This is a genomic window from Bradyrhizobium sp. BWC-3-1 (assembly GCF_032917965.1).
Taxonomy (GTDB): domain Bacteria; phylum Pseudomonadota; class Alphaproteobacteria; order Rhizobiales; family Xanthobacteraceae; genus Bradyrhizobium; species Bradyrhizobium canariense_D.
On the sequence record NZ_CP136625.1, the window covers coordinates 6835448 to 6853256 of the forward strand.

Here is a 17809-nt window from a genome sequence, read left to right on the forward strand (position 1 = left end):
TTACCCACTTCTGCGACGCTAGTAGCATTAATTGCAATTCATTCTGATCTTAAAAGTGGAGTATTCATATGTTGGTGCGAAAGCACCCCTTTGCAGTGGTTTCAATGCTGGCTCTGTTTTCGATGCTCTTTCTTTCGAAAGAAGCGAGCGCCGGGGGTGCCGGAAGCAAAGCTAATGCAGAAGATGACCGGAGTGTGCGGATCGATATCAAGGGGCGTCTCGCCGCGCTCTGCGACAACCCGGCCCTGTTCCCGAATACTGCTATGTTGGTAGCGGGAGAGGTACTCGACCCCCCGACCCAAGGATTATGATTCCTTTGCTCTCTTAGTTTGCCTCCTAGGACGAGCCGACGGGCGTGCACTCTTCTTCAGAGTGTCTCGCCGGAGACAAATCTCCCTCGTTTCAATTCCCCCGGTCACTATGGGGAGCTTCTGAAGCGCCTCAAGCATCTGATGCAGCTTAGCAGTACTGGCGTATCGTTCTTCGGTAATGTTCTCGCCGCCATGCCCAAGAATATCGGCTCTCAATTCAGAGACAACACCGGCGTGCTTCAGATCTGCCCCGCCTGCCTTTCTGAATGAATGAAAAACCTTGCGTTCTTCGGCGGCTCTCGGGACCGCCGCATCTTGAATTTTGATCCAATCACCATAGAAGACATCACCCAAGGGTGTGCGATCACTCGCCGCGCGAAGCTCGGGGAACAGCAGTTTGTAGCCAAGAGCTTTAATCTCCCCGTGGTAGCGGAGAAATCCGAGGCGGGCCACTTCGCCAATCAGCGGAATTTTTCGTTTGGACTGCGGGTTCTTCAAGGTCCGATGTTCGTTTGGACGAATAAAGATGTAGTGAATCCCATCCTCTTCCAGCACATCTTCAACATCGAGCCCGCAGAGTTCCTCTCGGCGTCCTAACGTGTATCTTGCAAGGTAAGGCACGACCGACAGAGCGTCGTGATAAATCATTGGCCCCGAGACCACCCGTTTTTCGAGACTTTGGCATCCCGTCCATGGCGGTTGACGGAAAATTGCAGCGAGATCTTCCGGAGAAAATGGATTGCGCTCGTCGCGAGCCCGGCCCTTCTTCTTCGACAACAGCTTTGAAACGCCAGAAAACTCGGGAATCCTATGACCGCACGCCTCGATGTAGACGAGCACCTCCTGAAGCTGCGTGAGATGACGATTGAGCGTGCCTGACTCGCGTCCAACTTTATTGTCTGGCAACCCTTTCGCTCGTTCGAGCCAGACCGAAAGCGGAGTCTTCCGGTCATTCTGGCCCTTGCCGTAGGTTCGCGGCAGAGCAAGCAGGAGCGAGCGATATTCAGCAATGCGGCTCTGGGCGAGCGATCGCACATGATCGTTGCCGATCATCTCGACGAAGGTCGCGACAAGAGAGCGAACTTGTCGCTGGGTTTTGGTATTCCACTCTCCGAGCTTGGCCTTCTCGTTGATGAGTTTTTCGGCCAGTTCGGTAATTGAAGCCTCTTGATGAGCTGAGGCTAGAGCTACAGGAGTATCGTCCCGCAGCGTCGCTAGCGTTACAGCCTCTTGTGCGCCCGGTGTAGGGCGCTCCTGCGGAATTTGGCGCGCGGTTGCTATGGCAATCGAAGCGGTCTCATTGGCCGACAGAAGCTGTTCGACCAGATTGTCGTCTTCCCGATATTCGCCTGACCATCGCCGGTTGACCGACAGCAAGGCCGCCGCCTGTCCGCGGTAGTAGATCCGTTCGGCCTGCTGGATATCGCCCTGGCCCTGGGGCGCTCCGCAATCTTCCAACAACGCGATGAGTTTCTGACGCGGAAAAGTGCCCCGCGAGCTCTTCCGCAGCAGATCGAGCGTCCAATCGACCTCTTCGATTTCCTGCTCGGTCAGGCCGTTAGTGGTGAGGATGCCGCGTTCAGCCGGTCCGACCCTTGCCGCGATGCCTTGGGACGCCTGAAGGCGCCTGGCCCAACCCATGACGCGATCCGATGCGCGACCGTCGTCCGGAGTGATGCCGTCGGCCGTCTCCAATGCGGCCAGCCGATCGAGCTTCGCCAAGTGGGCGCGCGCAACGGACTCCAGCATCGATCGAACCTGCACAGGCGATAGCACGTCCCATCCCTCCTGGCGCAAGATGCCATCGCTCGCCACGGCCAGATGGGCAGCAATGGTACGCGCCTTGGAAAGGTCACGCGTTCTCAAGCTGATCGCAACGGGTGCGAGTTCTCTCTCCCCGGTTTTCTTGAGAAGCCGTCGCCGCCACCAATAGACGGCCCCGCGTCGGAAGACATACTGAACCACGCGCACACTGATCTCCTGTGCTACAGGCGCGTGATACAGTCGCCGACCAACTCCCCAGCCAATGCTGGGAGGTCAAATCTTCTCAATGGGTTAGGCGTCCACTGGCTGGGGCGGGAGGGATCGAACCTCCGAATGGCGGAATCAAAATCCGCTGCCTTACCGCTTGGCTACGCCCCATCAGGCTGACCACGGAACGGGGCGGAAGAACTGGCTACCGCAGATTCCCGTGGTCGCAGCCGGTCTATAGGGAGCGAAGCGGCATTTCAACCGCCTGGAGACGCAAAATACCAGGCCGCCAGCTGGGGCGTGCCAAACTTTATTTTGGCCTATGGCAACAGCCCGTTCCGGCCCAGCGCGTTCCCTTTATCCCCACGGTTGAGACCTCCCCCGTTTCATGGGAATACGGCGGCCAAGAACTGTCCCCGGGAGTGAGCCATGACCTACCGCGCGCCGATCTCTGACATGCTGCTGTCGCTCAACCACGGCGCCGGCCTGAAGGCTGCCATGGAGGCCGGCCATTACGGCGATTTCGACGGCGATATCGTGAGCGCCGTGCTGGAAGAAGCCGGCAAGTTCGCAACCGACGTGCTGGCGCCGCTGAACAAGGTCGGCGACGAGCACGGCATCAAGCTCAGCGACGGCAAGGTCACGACCGCGCCGGGCTGGCCGGATGCCTACAAACGCTGGACCGAGGGCGGCTGGAACGCGGTCTCCGGCCCCGAGGATTTTGGCGGCCAAGGCCTGCCGCTCGCGATCAACGCCGCCTGCACCGAGATCTGGAGCGCCGCCAACGTCGCCTTCGGCCTCTGCCCGCTGCTGACGGCGTCGGCGATGGAGGCGCTGGACGCGCATGGCAGCGACGAGCTGAAGAAAATCTATCTCGAGAAGCTCGTCTCCGGCGAATGGACCGGCACGATGCAGCTGACCGAGCCGCAGGCCGGCTCCGACGTGGGCGCACTGCGCACCCGCGCCGAGAAGCAGGCCGACGGCACCTATCGCATCAAGGGGACGAAGATCTTCATCACCTATGGCGAGCACGACATGACCGACAACATCGTGCATTTCGTGCTGGCGCGTCTGCCAGACGCGCCCGCCGGGACCAAGGGGATATCGCTATTTCTCGTTCCCAAATTCATGGTCAACGAAGACGGCTCGCTGGGTGCGCGCAACGACATTTTTGCCTCTGGCGTCGAGCACAAGCTCGGCATGCATGCCTCCCCCACCTGCACCATGACCATGGGCGACCATGGCGGCGCGATCGGCTTCCTGGTCGGCGAAGAGAACCAGGGCATGCGCTGCATGTTCACGATGATGAACCAGGCCCGCCTCGGCGTCGGCCTCGAAGGCGTCGGTGTCGCCGATCGCGCCTATCAGCAGGCATTGTCGTACGCACGAGAGCGCAAGCAGGGCCGCGCCCTCGGCAAGAAGGGTGACGGCTCCGATGCGATCTTCGTGCATCCCGACGTCAAGCGCATGCTGATGCGGATGCGGGCGCAGACCGCGGCGGCGCGTACCATCTGCTACGCGACCGCGGTGGCGATCGACGTCTCGACGCGCGCCAGCGATCCGAAGGTCCGCGCCGACGCTGCCGCGCGCGCGGCGCTGCTGACGCCGATGGCCAAGGGCTATTCCACCGATATCGGCAACGAGGTCGCCTATCTCGGCGTGCAGGTGCATGGCGGCATGGGCTTCATCGAGGAGACCGGCGCGGCGCAGCACTATCGCGACGCCCGCATCACCGCGATCTACGAGGGCACCAACGGCATCCAGGCCATCGACCTCGTCACGCGAAAACTCGCGGCCAACGGCGGCGCCTCGGTGTGGGCGCTGCTCGACGAGCTCTCGGCCATCGTGAAGCAGGTCGAAGCCTCCAACGATCCCGCCTTCGGCACCACGGGCGTGAAATTGCGTGAGGCACTGGAGGCGCTGACGCGCACCAGCAAATGGCTGCTGGAGCGGCTTCCTTCCGCGCCGAACGAGGCGCTGGCCGGCGCGACGCCGTATCTGCAACAGTTCGGCGCCACGCTCGGCGGCTGCATGCTGGCGTCTGAAGCGCTCGCCGCGAAATCCGACGGCATCGCGGACGCCGGGCGCTACGTCTCGCTGGCGCGCTTCTTCGCCGAGAACATCGCCGTGCAGGCCGGCGCGCTCGAGCGCACCGTGACGGAGAGTGCGGAGTCGGTCGCGGCAGCGGATGCGGTGCTGTTGGGGTAGCTGGGACGCGTAGCCCGGATGGAGCGCAGCGCAATCCGGGGCCATCATTGCTGGTGACACGAATTCCGGATTGCGCTGCGCTCCATCCGGGCTACGAAGCCGCAAGCTTCGTACGTCGCCCCGGCCGCCATAGTACGACGCTCGCCGCCACCACGTCGAGCACCACGCACATCGCAAACGCGCTCGTGTAGTCGCCGGTTACGCTGCGCACGAGACCGACGATGCCGGGGCCGAAGGCGCTGACGATGCCGCTGATCGAGGTGCCCAGCCCCATCGCAGCGGCGAAGGCGCTCGCGCCGATCTCCCGCTGGATGATCAAGGGCGGAAACGTGATCATGTTGCCGATCGAGAAACCGTAGACGGCGCAGCACACGAGCAGCACGGTCGGATTCGTGCTTTGCAGAAGCACGAACAGCGCCGCCGCCTGGCTCGTCATCGATGCCGCGCAGGCGAGCCGCGGATCGAGCCGGTCCACGAACAGGCCGAGCGAGAGGCGCCCGACCACCGCCATCGCCGCCATGACGGTGACGGCAAGGCCCGCACTGGCGCGGCCGATCAGCGGTTCGAGGAACGTCACCTGATGGATGATGAATCCCATCTGCGCCAGCAGCGCGACCGCGATCGGCAGCACCATGGTCCAGAACGCCGCGTTGGCGAGCAGCGTCTTGCGTGAGTGAACCGAAGGCAAGGCAGTGCCGCCAGTGGATGAATTCCCACCCGACGTCGGCGGCATTTCGGTTCGCCACCCGGTGAAGATGACCACCACCGGCAGCACCAGCACCACCATCGCCAGCGTGGCCGCCAGCATCGCGGAACGAAAGCCGATGCTGCCGCTCAGCGACAGCAGCAGCGGCACGAGCACGATGCCCCCGCAGGTCGCGCCGTTGTAGGCGAGGCTGAGCGCGAGCCCGCGGCGCCGTTCGAACCAGGAGTTCAGCACGGTCGCGATCACCACCGTGCCCATGCCGGTCCAGCCGACCGACATCAGCGCATAAGCGAGATAGAGCTGCCACGGCGTCTGCAGCAGCGCCAGCAGCACCGTCGAAGCGCCGAGCGCCGACAGGCCGCACAGGATCAGCGACCGCAGCCCGATGCGGGCGAGCAGATCGTCGGTGAAGATGACGAGGACGGCAGTCAGGAGAAAGGAGAAGGTGCTGGCCGCGGAGACCAGCGTGCCCGGCCAGCCATGGGCGCGCTGCAGTTCCGCGAGATAGACGCCCTGACCGTACAGGCCGAAGCCGAACATGAAGAAAGCCATCAGGAAGCAGGCCAGCACGACGCGCCAGCCGCGATAGTGCAGCGAGGATTCGTCAACACGAGTGGCGGCAATCATCAATCGGGCAATCGGCCAAATGGAACGGCGCGAGGCGATCGTGCACCACAACCAGTGGTTTTTCAATCGAAAATGGCGGTTGATCATTGCAACGCGGAACACGGCGGCGAGCGTGATGCGCCCGTCTCGGGCGAATTCGGTCTCCAAAAGGTCGCGCTAGCGCATTGGCACGCCTGCAAGATGATGTAGGCTGACGTTTCGCGAGTCTAGCAATGTCAGTATCGCGGCGACCGTAGGGGCCCCTCATGCCGAATGGCAATATCGTCGTCAGCGAAGAGCGCGGAACGCGCGTGATCACCCTGCGCCGCCCGAGCAAGAAGAACGCGATCACGCAGGACATGTATCGGGAGATGAGCCGCGCGATCGACACCGCGCAGAACAATCCCGACATCCGCTGCATGATCATCACCGGGGGCTCCGGCGTGTTCACCGCCGGCGACGACATCGACGATTTCATGCACGCCGACACGTCGCGCCCCGAGACGCTGTCCGACGGCGCCAAGTTTCTCTATTCGCTAGCTCTCAACGCCAAGCCGGTGATCGCGGCCGTGGACGGCGCGTCGATCGGCATGGGCACCGTGATGCTGTTCCATTGCGACTATGTGCTGGCCTCGAACGCGGCGACCTTCTCCGCGCCCTACATCCATCTCGGGCTCGTGCCGGTCGGCGCGTCCAGCCTCTTGATGCCGAACACGATGGGCTACCAGCGCGCCTTCGCCATGCTGGTGATGGGACGGACTTTTACGGCCGCGGAAGCGCATGCCGCCGGCTTCGTCAACACCGTGGTCTCGCCGGGTCATACCGAGGTCGAGGCACGCAAGGTGGCGCGCGATATCTGCCGGCTTCCCGCCGAAGCGGTCGCGATCTCGCGCAAACTGCTCCGCGTCGCATCCGAGGAGCTCACCCGCCGCATCGATCAGGAGGCCCATCTGTTCGGCGAGCGGCTGAAGTCGGAAGAAGCCACCGCCGCGTTCAACGCGTTTATGAATAGGAAGAAGCGGTAGGCTGTCTTCCCTCTCCCATGGCGGGAGAGCCTGGCTCGCCGCAAAGCGGCGAGACGGGTGACGGGTTCTATCCGCGAGTCGAACTCACATTTGAATTTGCGGAGACACCCCCTCATCCGGCGCTTCGCGACACCTTCTCCAGAAGGGGAGAAGGAAGAAAGCTTCGTGAAATCTTCGTGCGGAACGACTAGTCTGGTTTCATGCAACATGTTCTCCGGCTGACCGTCTTCTCGCTCGCGCTCGCCGCCCTGCCCGCGTCCGCCCAAACCGCCGCACCCGTCGAGCTGCGCATCCTGGCGATCAACGATTTCCACGGCAATCTGCGCCCGCCGCCGGGCGGCATCCGGATCAGCGATCCCGAGGACAAGGCCAGGAAGGTGATGGTGGCGGCCGGCGGTGCCGAATACATGGCGACGCTGGTGAAGCAGCTGCGCGAGGGCCACAAGAACACGATCTTCGTCGCCGCCGGCGACCTGATCGGCGCGAGCCCGTTCCTGTCGGCCATGTTCCACGACGAACCTTCGATCGAGTCGCTCTCGATGATGGGGCTCGCGATCAGCTCGGTCGGCAATCACGAATTCGACGAAGGCAAGACCGAGCTCCTGCGGATGCAGAACGGGGGCTGTCATCCCGTCGACGGCTGTCAGGGGCCGCATTCCTTTACGGGGGCGCCAGATTCCGCTATCTAGCGGCGTCCACCATCGAGACGGCGACGGGCAAGAGCGTGCTGCCGCCTTACGAGATCAGGGAATTCGAAGGCATCCCCATCGCCTTCATCGGGCTGACCTTGAAGGAGACCGCGGGCATCGTCTCGCCATCGGGCGTCACGGGCCTCGAATTCCGCGACGAAGCCGAGACGGTGAATGCGCTGGTGCCGCAGCTGAAGGCGCGCGGGGTCGAGGCGATCGTGGTGCTGATCCACCAGGGCGGCGAGCCGGCTGGCGACTACAACGAATGCCCTGCCATCACGGGGCCGATTGTCGACATCGTGAAAAAATTCGATCCCGCCGTCGACGTCGTCGTCAGCCGCCACACCCATCGTGCTTATGTCTGCGATATCGACGGGCGGCTCGTCACCAGCGGCGACAAATACGGTACCCTGGTCACCGCGATCGACCTCAAGCTCGATCCGGCAACGCGCGACATCGTCAGCGCCAGGGCCGAGAACGTCCTCGTCGCCAATGCCTCGCTGCCTAGGGATCCCGAGCAGACCGCATTGATCGACGCTTACGACAGGCTTTCGGCGCCGATCGCCAATCGCCCGGCTGGATCGGTGACGCAGACGCTGTCACGCGTGCCGAACGAGGCCGGCGAAAGCCCGCTCGGTGACGTCATTGCGGACGCGCAGCTGGCCGCGACCAGGGACGCCAAGGACGGCAGCGCCGTCATCGCGCTCACCAATCCCGGCGGCATCCGCACCGACATCGTGCCAAAGGAGAACGGCGCGATCACCTTCGGCGACGTTTTCGCCAGCCAGCCGTTCCGCAACCGGCTCGTCACCATGACGCTCACGGGCAGCCAGCTCAAGGACATGCTGGAGCAGCAATGGCTCGATCCGAAGCGGCCGAGGATTCTCCAGGTCTCGAACGGGTTCAGTTACGCCTGGGATGCGGCGAAGCCATACGGCGAGCGCGTGATCAACGAGAAGATGACGCTCAATGGCAGGCTGATCGAAGCCGGAAGCGGCTACCGCGTCACCCTCAACGATTACCTCGCAGTCGGGGGCGACGGGTTTACGGTCGCCAAACAAGGCACGGGGCCGCAATATGGCGGCTACGACGCTGACGCGCTGTTCGCGTTCTTCCGGGCGCACGGACCGATCGGACCGCTGCCGCTGAGCCGCATCCTGCGCGTGAATTGATCCGGATCAAACAGGCCGCTCCGGGACACCCTTTGCCATTCCCGGGGGAACGCATAGATTGGGTTTTGCATTTGCGTTTTGGCGCCGGATGCGCCAAGCGGCGTCGAGAGCCCGCATCCCATGAGGCCGACTGATGAGTACGCTTCTCCTCTCCCACAAGGCCTGCCTCGACCACGTCACGCCGCCGGGACACCCTGAAAGGCCGGACCGCCTGCGCGCGGTGGAGGAGGCGCTGTCGCATGAGCGCTTCCAGTTCCTGGTGCGCGACCAGGCGCCGGAGGGCGATCTCGATCTCGTCACGCTCTGCCACAACGAGCACTACGTCACGGAGCTGCGCCACATCGCGCCGACCAGCGGACAGGTCTATATCGATGGCGACACCTCGATGTCGCCGGGCACGTGGGAAGCGGTGATGCGCGGCGTCGGCGGCGCGGTCGCAGCAACCGAAGCGGTGATGGCGGGCGAGCATCGCAACGCCTTCGTCGCGGTGCGCCCGCCCGGGCACCACGCCGAGATCGGCAAGCCGATGGGTTTCTGCTTCTTCGACAACGTCGCCATCGCCGCGCGCCACGCGCAGCGTAAATACGGCATCAAGCGCGCGGCCATCGTCGATTTCGACGTGCATCACGGCAACGGCACGCAGGATATTTTCTGGTCGGACCCGACCGTGATGTACTGCTCGACGCACCAGATGCCGCTGTTTCCGGGCACCGGTGCCAAGAGCGAGCGCGGCGACCACGACACCATCGTCAACGCACCGCTCGCCTCCGAGGACGGCGGGCCGGAATTCCGCATCGCGTTCGAGAATCTGATCCTGCCGCAGCTCGAAAAATTCAGCCCGGAGCTGCTCGTCATCTCTGCCGGCTTCGACGCGCATTATCGCGATCCGCTGGCGTCGCTGAATTTGCGCGCGGAGGATTATGCCTGGGTGACGCGTAAGTTGATGGACCTCGCTGACAAGACCGCCGGAGGGCGCGTTGTTTCTGTGCTCGAGGGCGGCTACGACCTGCAAGGACTGAAAGAATCTGTTACGGCGCATGTCGGCGCCCTGATGGGCGCCTGACACACCCGCCACATTGCGCCCGCAAAACTTTGCTTTCTCCGACGTGAAGCGAATCGGGCAATCGGAAACTTATATGGCCGAAAATACCCAAATCGACATCTCCAGGCTGACCTTCGAACGCGCCATCGAGGAGCTCGAAACGATCGTGAAACGGCTCGAGGACGGCAAGGTGCCGCTCGAGGAATCCGTGACGATCTACGAGCGCGGCGAGGCCCTGAAGCGCCGCTGCGAGGAGTTGCTGCGCCAGGCCGAGGCGCGCGTCGACAAGATCACCACCGATGCCAGCGGCCAGGCGACCGGCACCGCGCCGCTCGACGTCCAGTAAGGGCCGCCTTCAAAGCCGCCTATCTCACGCAGCGCGCACCGGCAATTTTTCATGATCGCACGCCGCCGTCGGCGTTGCTGCTGCTTGATTCCAGGGAACCGGCGCTCCGGAGATTATGGAACCTCCCTCAGAGCGCCCCTCGTCCTCCTGAATCCGGCCTAAAAATAGCTTCCCCACGCGAAAAACCTTGCCGAGGAACCGGGCTAGCTTGGAACCCTTCCGATGGCGCCAGGATTAACCACTCTGGCCCGCGGGTTGCAGGTGCATGCCCGTAATCGGGCCCAGCGGGTTGGCTTTGGCCCAAGCTTTGGTGTAAAGCTGCGCGGAGTGTGGCTTTTTGTAAGCCTTGCGTGGGCACTGATTACCGACGACAAGCGCTTCAAACTGCTGATGAATTGGCTGGGATGGACGAAGCCGATCTAAGTGACAGGGATCACAGAGACTGAACCGGAGAGCACTTAAGCTCACCTAAGCTTGAAGACGGGGCTTTGCCCCATGCAGGTGGCTCCGACGGTTTAAGGACTCGCGCTGCGCCGATATTGAGCAAACCCATCGCGCGCCGGAACGATCTTCCGGCGCTGACAAATTGGAAATCGCCGTGAACGCATATAGTAAAACGCCGCTTCTCGACACCATCCGGACGCCGGACGACCTGCGCAAACTCAAGGTCGAGCAGGTTCGCCAGGTCGCCGACGAGCTGCGTCAGGAGACCATCGATGCCGTCTCGGTGACCGGCGGTCACTTCGGCGCAGGCCTCGGTGTGGTCGAGCTCACCACTGCAATCCATTACGTCTTCGACACCCCGCGCGACCGGCTGATCTGGGACGTCGGCCACCAGGCCTATCCGCACAAGATCCTCACCGGCCGGCGCGATCGCATCCGCACGCTGCGCACCGGCGGCGGCCTGTCCGGCTTCACCAAGCGCAGCGAGAGCGATTACGATCCGTTCGGCGCCGCGCATTCCTCGACCTCGATCTCCGCCGGCCTCGGCATGGCGGTCGCGCGCGACCTCTCCGGCGGCAAGAACAACGTTATCGCCGTCATCGGTGACGGCGCGATGTCGGCGGGCATGGCCTATGAGGCCATGAACAATGCGGGGGCGATGAACTCGCGCCTAATCGTCATCCTCAACGACAACGACATGTCGATCGCGCCGCCGGTCGGCGCGATGAGCGCCTATCTGTCGCGGCTCTACTCGGGCAAGACCTATCGCACGCTGCGCGATGTGGCCAAGCAGATCAACCAGCGCCTGCCCAAGATCCTCGCCAACCGAGCCAACCGCGTCGAGGAATATTCCCGCGGCTTCATGATGGATGGCGGCACGCTGTTCGAGGAGCTCGGCTTCTATTACGTGGGCCCGATCGACGGCCACAACCTCGACCATCTCCTGCCGGTGCTGAAGAACGTGCGCGACATGGAGACCGGCCCGATCCTGCTCCACGTCGTGACGCAGAAGGGCAAGGGCTACGGCCCGGCGGAAGCCTCCGCCGACAAGTACCACGCGGTCGTCAAGTTCGACGTCGCGACCGGCACCCAGGCCAAGTCCAAGCCGAACGCGCCGGCCTATCAGAACGTATTCGGCCAGAGCCTCGTCAAGGAAGCGGAGAAGGACGACAAGATCGTCGCCATCACCGCGGCCATGCCTTCCGGCACCGGCGTCGACATCTTCAATAAGGCGTTCCCGGACCGCACCTTCGACGTCGGCATCGCCGAGCAGCACGCAGTGACGTTCGCCGCCGGTCTCGCCACCGAGGGCTACAAGCCGTTCTGCGCGATCTACTCGACGTTCCTGCAGCGCGGCTACGACCAGATCGTGCATGACGTCGCGATCCAGAGCCTGCCGGTTCGCTTCGCCATCGACCGCGCCGGCCTCGTCGGCGCCGACGGCGCCACCCATGCCGGTTCGTTCGACAACGCCTATCTCGGTTGTCTGCCGAACATGGTGATCATGGCCGCGTCCGATGAAGCCGAGCTGGTGCACATGGTTGCAACCCAGGTCGCGATCAATGATCGTCCGAGCTCGCTGCGCTATCCGCGCGGCGAAGGCCGAGGCATCGAGATGCCCGAAGTCGGCATTCCGCTCGAGATCGGCAAGGGCCGCATCGTCCGCCAGGGCAGCAAGATCGCCCTGCTCTCCTTCGGCACGCGCCTCGCCGAATGCGAGAAGGCCGCCGACGAGCTTGCAGCCCACGGCCTTTCGACCACGATCGCTGATGCGCGCTTCATGAAACCGCTGGACACCGAGCTCGTGCTCAAGCTCGCGCGCGACCACGAGATCCTGATCACGATCGAGGAAGGCTCGGTCGGCGGTTTCGGCTCGCATGTCGCGCAATATCTGACCGATCAGGGCGCGCTCGACAGCGGCCTGGTGCGGTTCCGCACCATGGTGCTGCCCGACGTGTTCCAGGACCACGACACCCCGGCGGCGATGTACGGTCGTGCCGGTCTCGACGCCAAGGGCATCGTCGCCAAGGTGTTCGAGGCGCTCGGCAAGGACGTCAAGGCCGAGACGGTCAAGCTCGCCTGATAGCGAGCTTCGACCTTCCGCGAAGCAGCTGTGATGAAAATCTATCTGGCAGGCCCCGACGTGTTCCTGCCAGATGCGGTCGAGATCGGCCGGCACAAAGTCGCGGTCTGTGCCGCGCACGGCGTCACCGGCCTCTATCCCCTCGACAACGAAATCGACCTCGCCGCGCCCGACGCCTCGCGGCAGATCTTTCGCGGCAACGAGGCGATGATGGACGCGGCCGATGCGATCATCGCCAACCTCACGCCGTTCCGCGGCGCCGGCGCCGATCCCGGCACCGTCTACGAGCTCGGCTACATGGCCGGCCGCCGCAAGTTCTGCCTCGCCTATTCCAATGACGGTGCCGCCTATGCCGACCGTGTCAGTCGCTTCATGGACGTGACCTCCGAAGACGGACGGCTGGTCGACGTGCAGGGGCTGACGGTCGAGGATTTTGGCCTCGTCGACAATCTCATGATGATCCACGCGCTGGAGCTGCATGGCTGCCCGCTGGTTACGCCGGCGCAGATGCCGATCGACGTCTGGCACGATCTGGCCGCGTTCGAGGCTTGCGTCCGGATGGCGGCCGCGCGATTGATCGCTACATAAGCGCCTCAGGCGTCTTCGGAGAGATGATGTCCCCTGCCCGCAAGCGCGCGGATGTTCTGCTGGTCGAGCGCGGCCTGTTCGAGAGCCGGGCGCGGGCGCGCGCGGCGATCGAGGCCGGGCTCGTCACCGCCGACGACAAGCAGGTCGCAAAGCCGTCGGAGACCATCGCCGAGGACGCCGTGATCCAGGCCGAGCCCGCGCACCCCTACGTCTCCCGCGGCGGCGTCAAGCTCGCCGGCGCGCTGGAGCGCTACCCGATCGAGATCGAGGACCATGTCTGCCTCGACGTCGGCGCCTCCACCGGCGGATTCACCGAGGTACTGCTGGCGAATGGCGCGAGCCTCGTCTTTGCCGTCGATGTCGGCACCAGCCAGTTGCATCCCTCGCTGCGCGGTCACGCCAAGATCGTGTCGATGGAAGAGACCGACATCCGCGCCTATGACGGCAAGCGCCTGCCGGCGCGGCCCGATGTCGTCGTGATCGACGTCAGCTTCATCTCGCTCAAGACGGTGCTGCCCATCGCGCTGTCGCTGGCCGCCGCGCCGATGAGCCTGCTGGCGCTGATCAAGCCGCAATTCGAGGCGGACCGGAAGCACAACAAGAAGGGCATCGTCCGCGACGCCGCCGTGCACCGCGAGATCTGCGACGACATCGCCGCCTTTGCTGCCTCGCTCGGCTGCACCGGTATCGAGGTGTTCCCGTCGACGATCACCGGCGGCGACGGCAACATCGAATTCTTCCTGGGCGCGCGCCGTGGTTGAGCGCGTGACGATCGATCACGTCGGCCATCGCGGCGACGGCGTCTCGCTCGACGCTGGCGATGCCATCTATGTGCCCTACACGCTCGGCGGCGAGACCGTCGAAGTCGATCATGTCGTCGGCAATCATCCCGACCGCCGCAAGCTGCTGGTAGTGGACGTCGCCAGTCCCGAGCGCGTCGCGCCGTTCTGTCCGCATTTCGGCGTCTGCGGCGGCTGCGCGATCCAGCACTGGGCGACTGAACCGTATCACGCCTGGAAGCGCGGCATCGTGGTCGAGACCCTGGCCCAGGCCGGCATCGACTGCGAGGTGACGCCGCTGGTCGACGCTCACGGCGCGGGGCGCAGGCGCATCACGCTGCACGGCCGGTTCGGCACCCATGACATCCTCAAGGTCGGCTTTTCGGCTGCCAGCGCGCACGACGTCATCCCGATTGATCGCTGCCCGATCCTCGATCCCGGGCTCGAGGGTGCACTCGATGCCGGTTGGGCGCTCGCCGAGCTGCTGACGTCCAAAATGCCGGTGACGAAACCGCTGGACATCCAGGTCACCGCGACCGCCAACGGTCTCGATGTCGACGTGCGCGGCTCCGGCCCGCTGCCCACGTCGCTCGTGACGGCGCTGTCGCGCGTCGCCGAGCAGCACCGCCTGGCGCGGCTGACACGGCACGGCGAACTGGTGCTGCAACGCCTGCCACCGACCCTGCAGATGGGCCGCGCCGAGGTGACGCTGCCGCCGGGCTCGTTCCTGCAGGCGACCGTCGCCGGCGAAGAGACGCTCGCGTCGCTGGTCGCCGAGCGCATCGGCAAGGCGAAGAACGTTCTCGATCTCTTCTGCGGCGTCGGGCCGTTTGCATTGCGGCTCGCCGAGAAGGCCCGCGTCACCGCCCATGACAACGACGCCGGCGCCATTGCAGCGCTCGCAAAGGCCGCGCGCACGCCGGGTCTCAAGCCGATCAAGGCCGAGCCGCGCGATCTGTTTCGCCGTCCCCTGGTGGCGCCGGAGCTGCGCGATTTCGACGCCGTCGTGTTCGACCCGCCGCGCCAGGGCGCGCAGGCGCAGGCCTTGAAGCTCGTCGCGAGCAAGGTGCCGGTGGTGGTCGCGGTCTCCTGCAATGTCGCGACCTTTGCCCGCGACGCGCGGCTGCTGATCGATGGCGGGTACAAGATCGACGTAGTCGTGCCGGTGGATCAGTTCCGCCACACGCCGCATGTCGAGCTCGTTGCGAAGTTCACGCGCTAGTTAGCGTCGAAGGCCATTCAACGCCGGCGACTCGCCGGGCAGCATGTTCGATCTGAGATCGCTATCCATGCGGCCCGAGTCCTGCTGGGTGAACCCGGCCCCAAACGACAGGCTGAGGTTGGAGGTCGGCTTGAGCTCGACACCCGCAAATGCGCCGTAGCCGGGCGAGGCGCTGGAGGTGAGCGGCGCAAGCGAGCTGCCAATGCCGCCGCCGTATTTCGGGGTGTCGAACCCGGCAAAGAACGTGACGGGCATGCCGCCCGCGGTCTTGGTGTTGTAGCCGAACTGCGTGCTGTCGTAGGAGAGCGCGCTGAAATTGCCGCTCAGTCCGGCCGGGCTGAGGCCGCTCCAATTGAGATTGCCATGCTGGCTGCCGACAAAGAAGCCGTTCGCAGAATTGCTGCGGCCGCTTGCGTCGCCGCCATTGAAGCTCGGGAAAATGCCGTAGCTATCGGCGCTCTGGCCGGCAACACCGCCGAAGCCGAAAGTTCCGCCGGGGATCCAATATTGCAGGGGTGCGGCTTGCGCATGAGCCGGCGCTTCGCCGAGGCAGAGCAGGGCAAGAAAAACCGCTAGACCGCAAGAGGGTGTAAGCCTGAACATTCAAATAACCGTCGAAAAGCCTGCGAATTATACCCACCAGACATCATGAATGCCAGCATAGCGACACCATTCTTCCCCTGAGTTCCGGGATCACGTTTTTCTGCCAATTTGAACTTCCCCCATGCCAGATTGACCCACCTAAGGGGGCGCGTCAGCACGGAGGCTGTCATGGAGGTCAATTCCGACAAGTTGAATGCCTTTATGGGCAAGATGGTCACCGAATTCGGGGCGGCGATGAATGCGTCGCTGGTCCTGCTCGGGGACAAGCTCGGTCTCTACCGTACCCTTGCCGCCAAGGGACCGATGAACTCGTCCGAGCTCGCAAGCGCCACCGGGACGGCGGAGCGCTACGTCCGCGAATGGCTCGCGAGTCAGGCGGCGTCCGGCTACATCGAATACGATTCCGCTTCGGCAAAATTCTCGATGCTACCGGAGCAGGCGATGGCGCTTGCCGATGAGGACAGTCCGGTGTTCCTCGGCGCGTTCGGGAATGTCATTGCCTCGGCGTTTCTCGACGAGCCGAAGATCTCGGACGCATTCAAATCCGGCAAGGGCGTCGGCTGGAACCGGCGCAGCGAGTGCCTGTTCTGCGGCACCGCCCGCTTCTTCCGGACCGGGTACATGCATCATCTGGTGCAGGAATGGCTGCCCGCGCTCGACGGCGTCGTGGACAAGCTGAAGCGCGGCGCCAAGGTCGCCGATGTCGGCTGCGGGCACGGCGTCTCGACACGGCTGATGGCGGAAGCCTTCCCGAACTCCCGCTTCTACGGCTTCGACTATCACGAGGGTTCGATCGAGGCCGCGCGAAAGGCGGCCACCGAAGCCGGATTGGGCGACCGGGTCAGGTTCGCTGTTCATTCCGCCAAGACCTATCCGGCCGAGGGCTATGATCTCGTCTGCTTCTTCGATTGCCTGCATGACATGGGCGATCCCGTCGGCGCCATCGGCCACGTGCGCGAGACCATGGCAAAGGACGGCACCTGCATGCTGGTCGAGCCGTTCGCAGGCGACCGCCTCGAGGACAATCTCAACCCGGTCGGGCGGGTCTATTATGCGGCGTCGACCATGATCTGCACGCCGGCCTCGCTCGACCAGGAGGTGGGCCTCGCACTGGGCGCGCAAGCGGGCGAGGCAAGGCTGCGCAAGGTCGCGCGAGAGGGCGGACTGACGCGCTTCCGCCGCGCCGCTGAAACGCCCTTCAATCTGATTCTGGAGGCGCGGATCTGATCTTCCGATTCCGGCGCGTGGCCGCGGCATATGCCATGCCGATGCTGCAGCCACGCCCGGCGCCGACACCCTCCCTCGCTCGCGCCGCAACGTAAGCTGGCGATCGGACAAGGCGACGCGAGTCCGTCATGACGGGAGGACGACGAAGCCGCTCTCCATGAATTTGCGATGGCGCTGAATGGGGGCCGTGGATCATCGGAGGTGCCTGGCTGTCCGTTGGCGGACAAAGGGTCGACCTGCTCTATCGCAACGCCGACGCTGTGTCGTCATGGAATCCTGTCGGGCCGGCATCATCACCATGGACTACCAGCCCGGCCATCCACACGGCTTCTGCTCGGCGATCTGGATGGGCGAGATCGCCTATTGCCAACCACTGCGCGATCCGCAAGACCTGATCAACCGGTTGAAATCGATCGCGCTGCCCTACCCGCAACCGTTGCGGGATGCTCTGATCCGGCGCTTCCAATGGGAAATCCTCTTCGGCATCGAGAATGCGGAGCTTGCGGCCGCACGTAACGAGCAGACCCATATCGCCGGATGCGTCTACCGGTCGCTGGCCTGCGTTGCGCAGATCGTGTTCGCACTGAACGAGCGCTATCTCATCAACGAGAAGGGTGCGCTATGGAAGCAGCGCGGTTACCGCTGACAATTCCGCATCTGGACGAGCAGGCGACGGAGATCTGGCGACTGATCGGCAATGGCGCTTTGGCGACCGCCTGCGACGTCTTGCGTCAGATCGACCGGCAATTGAAGGCGCTGACGCGGTCCAGCGAGCAGCAGCCGTGAT

At 64.0% G+C, this 17809-nt stretch carries 16 protein-coding genes, 1 tRNA gene and 1 pseudogene; 14 read left to right on the forward strand and 4 right to left on the reverse strand.

What is annotated here, in order from left to right; translation table 11 throughout:
• Positions 1 to 68: 68 nt before the first annotated feature.
• Positions 69 to 311 (forward strand): hypothetical protein, encoded by a 243-nt coding sequence (locus RX329_RS32915; RefSeq protein WP_317244851.1) that lies wholly within the window; start codon positions 69 to 71, stop codon positions 309 to 311.
• On the opposite strand, the gene RX329_RS32920 is transcribed toward RX329_RS32915, so the two are convergent.
• Positions 306 to 2282: a hypothetical protein gene (locus tag RX329_RS32920; RefSeq protein WP_317244852.1), complete on the reverse strand. Its 1977-nt coding sequence runs from the start codon at positions 2280 to 2282 to the stop codon at positions 306 to 308. The two genes, RX329_RS32915 and RX329_RS32920, sit on opposite strands and share 6 nt — an antisense overlap.
• 96 nt (positions 2283 to 2378) lie before the next feature.
• A tRNA-Gln gene (locus RX329_RS32925) sits at positions 2379 to 2453 on the reverse strand.
• Positions 2454 to 2711: 258 nt separating this feature from the next.
• Here RX329_RS32925 and RX329_RS32930 point away from each other — a divergent pair.
• Positions 2712 to 4490, forward strand: a complete 1779-nt coding sequence (locus RX329_RS32930) for an acyl-CoA dehydrogenase (RefSeq protein WP_317244853.1) — start codon at positions 2712 to 2714, stop codon at positions 4488 to 4490.
• A gap of 91 nt (positions 4491 to 4581) precedes the next feature.
• On the opposite strand, the gene RX329_RS32935 is transcribed toward RX329_RS32930, so the two are convergent.
• Positions 4582 to 5823: an MFS transporter gene (locus tag RX329_RS32935; protein ID WP_085352688.1), complete on the reverse strand. Its 1242-nt coding sequence runs from the start codon at positions 5821 to 5823 to the stop codon at positions 4582 to 4584.
• A 245-nt stretch (positions 5824 to 6068) separates the two neighbouring features.
• On the opposite strand from RX329_RS32935, the gene RX329_RS32940 reads away from it, so the two are divergent.
• The 9 genes and pseudogenes from RX329_RS32940 (at position 6069) to RX329_RS32980 (ending at position 15192) form a co-directional block, all read left to right on the forward strand.
• A complete protein-coding gene (locus RX329_RS32940) occupies positions 6069 to 6827 on the forward strand; it encodes an enoyl-CoA hydratase-related protein (protein ID WP_018456264.1) in 759 nt (252 codons plus the stop codon).
• Between the two features lie 200 nt (positions 6828 to 7027).
• Positions 7028 to 8688 (forward strand): annotated as a pseudogene (locus tag RX329_RS32945) (bifunctional metallophosphatase/5'-nucleotidase).
• 133 nt (positions 8689 to 8821) lie between these two features.
• On the forward strand, positions 8822 to 9751 hold the full coding sequence (locus RX329_RS32950) for a histone deacetylase family protein (protein WP_018456262.1): 930 nt from the start codon (positions 8822 to 8824) through the stop codon (positions 9749 to 9751).
• Positions 9752 to 9824: 73 nt separating this feature from the next.
• Entirely contained in the window at positions 9825 to 10076 is a 252-nt protein-coding gene (locus RX329_RS32955) for an exodeoxyribonuclease VII small subunit (RefSeq protein WP_007594646.1), read from the forward strand.
• Between the two features lie 222 nt (positions 10077 to 10298).
• The gene (locus RX329_RS32960; RefSeq protein WP_085361378.1) at positions 10299 to 10499 is read left to right on the forward strand and encodes a hypothetical protein; all 201 of its coding nucleotides are present in this window, start codon (positions 10299 to 10301) and stop codon (positions 10497 to 10499) included.
• Positions 10500 to 10674: 175 nt separating this feature from the next.
• On the forward strand, positions 10675 to 12603 hold the full coding sequence (dxs, locus tag RX329_RS32965) for a 1-deoxy-D-xylulose-5-phosphate synthase (protein ID WP_026233122.1): 1929 nt from the start codon (positions 10675 to 10677) through the stop codon (positions 12601 to 12603).
• Positions 12604 to 12636: 33 nt separating this feature from the next.
• A complete protein-coding gene (locus RX329_RS32970) occupies positions 12637 to 13191 on the forward strand; it encodes a nucleoside 2-deoxyribosyltransferase (RefSeq protein WP_247391570.1) in 555 nt (184 codons plus the stop codon).
• Between the two features lie 26 nt (positions 13192 to 13217).
• Positions 13218 to 13952: a TlyA family RNA methyltransferase gene (locus RX329_RS32975; protein ID WP_085384123.1), complete on the forward strand. Its 735-nt coding sequence runs from the start codon at positions 13218 to 13220 to the stop codon at positions 13950 to 13952.
• Positions 13945 to 15192 (forward strand): class I SAM-dependent RNA methyltransferase, encoded by a 1248-nt coding sequence (locus tag RX329_RS32980; protein ID WP_204513896.1) that lies wholly within the window; start codon positions 13945 to 13947, stop codon positions 15190 to 15192. Before RX329_RS32975 ends, RX329_RS32980 begins: the two co-directional genes overlap by 8 nt.
• On the opposite strand, the gene RX329_RS32985 is transcribed toward RX329_RS32980, so the two are convergent.
• Positions 15193 to 15795 (reverse strand): hypothetical protein, encoded by a 603-nt coding sequence (locus RX329_RS32985; RefSeq protein ID WP_317244854.1) that lies wholly within the window; start codon positions 15793 to 15795, stop codon positions 15193 to 15195.
• A gap of 168 nt (positions 15796 to 15963) precedes the next feature.
• Here RX329_RS32985 and RX329_RS32990 point away from each other — a divergent pair, with 168 nt between their 5' ends.
• The 3 genes from RX329_RS32990 (at position 15964) to RX329_RS33000 (ending at position 17808) form a co-directional block, all read left to right on the forward strand.
• Positions 15964 to 17022 carry a class I SAM-dependent methyltransferase gene (locus tag RX329_RS32990; protein ID WP_317244855.1) on the forward strand — a complete coding sequence of 353 codons (1059 nt, stop codon included), beginning with the start codon at positions 15964 to 15966 and terminating at the stop codon, positions 17020 to 17022.
• A gap of 268 nt (positions 17023 to 17290) precedes the next feature.
• Positions 17291 to 17668 (forward strand): hypothetical protein, encoded by a 378-nt coding sequence (locus RX329_RS32995; protein WP_317244856.1) that lies wholly within the window; start codon positions 17291 to 17293, stop codon positions 17666 to 17668.
• On the forward strand, positions 17644 to 17808 hold the full coding sequence (locus RX329_RS33000; protein WP_018456253.1) for a hypothetical protein: 165 nt from the start codon (positions 17644 to 17646) through the stop codon (positions 17806 to 17808). Before RX329_RS32995 ends, RX329_RS33000 begins: the two co-directional genes overlap by 25 nt.
• Position 17809 lies beyond the last annotated feature (1 nt).

What these genes read in the sequence shown, in the direction of transcription:
- RX329_RS32915 (WP_317244851.1), top strand. Translation starts at nt 69, where the DNA reads ATGTTGGTGCGAAAGCACCCCTTTGCAGTGGTTTCAATGCTGGCTCTG.
- RX329_RS32930 (WP_317244853.1), top strand. Translation starts at nt 2,712, where the DNA reads ATGACCTACCGCGCGCCGATCTCTGACATGCTGCTGTCGCTCAACCAC.
- RX329_RS32935 (WP_085352688.1), bottom strand. Translation starts at nt 5,823, where the DNA reads ATGATTGCCGCCACTCGTGTTGACGAATCCTCGCTGCACTATCGCGGC.
- RX329_RS32940 (WP_018456264.1), top strand. Translation starts at nt 6,069, where the DNA reads ATGCCGAATGGCAATATCGTCGTCAGCGAAGAGCGCGGAACGCGCGTG.
- RX329_RS32950 (WP_018456262.1), top strand. Translation starts at nt 8,822, where the DNA reads ATGAGTACGCTTCTCCTCTCCCACAAGGCCTGCCTCGACCACGTCACG.
- RX329_RS32955 (WP_007594646.1), top strand. Translation starts at nt 9,825, where the DNA reads ATGGCCGAAAATACCCAAATCGACATCTCCAGGCTGACCTTCGAACGC.
- RX329_RS32960 (WP_085361378.1), top strand. Translation starts at nt 10,299, where the DNA reads ATGGCGCCAGGATTAACCACTCTGGCCCGCGGGTTGCAGGTGCATGCC.
- RX329_RS32970 (WP_247391570.1), top strand. Translation starts at nt 12,637, where the DNA reads ATGAAAATCTATCTGGCAGGCCCCGACGTGTTCCTGCCAGATGCGGTC.
- RX329_RS32975 (WP_085384123.1), top strand. Translation starts at nt 13,218, where the DNA reads ATGTCCCCTGCCCGCAAGCGCGCGGATGTTCTGCTGGTCGAGCGCGGC.
- RX329_RS32985 (WP_317244854.1), bottom strand. Translation starts at nt 15,795, where the DNA reads ATGTTCAGGCTTACACCCTCTTGCGGTCTAGCGGTTTTTCTTGCCCTG.
- RX329_RS32990 (WP_317244855.1), top strand. Translation starts at nt 15,964, where the DNA reads ATGGAGGTCAATTCCGACAAGTTGAATGCCTTTATGGGCAAGATGGTC.
- RX329_RS32995 (WP_317244856.1), top strand. Translation starts at nt 17,291, where the DNA reads ATGGAATCCTGTCGGGCCGGCATCATCACCATGGACTACCAGCCCGGC.
- RX329_RS33000 (WP_018456253.1), top strand. Translation starts at nt 17,644, where the DNA reads ATGGAAGCAGCGCGGTTACCGCTGACAATTCCGCATCTGGACGAGCAG.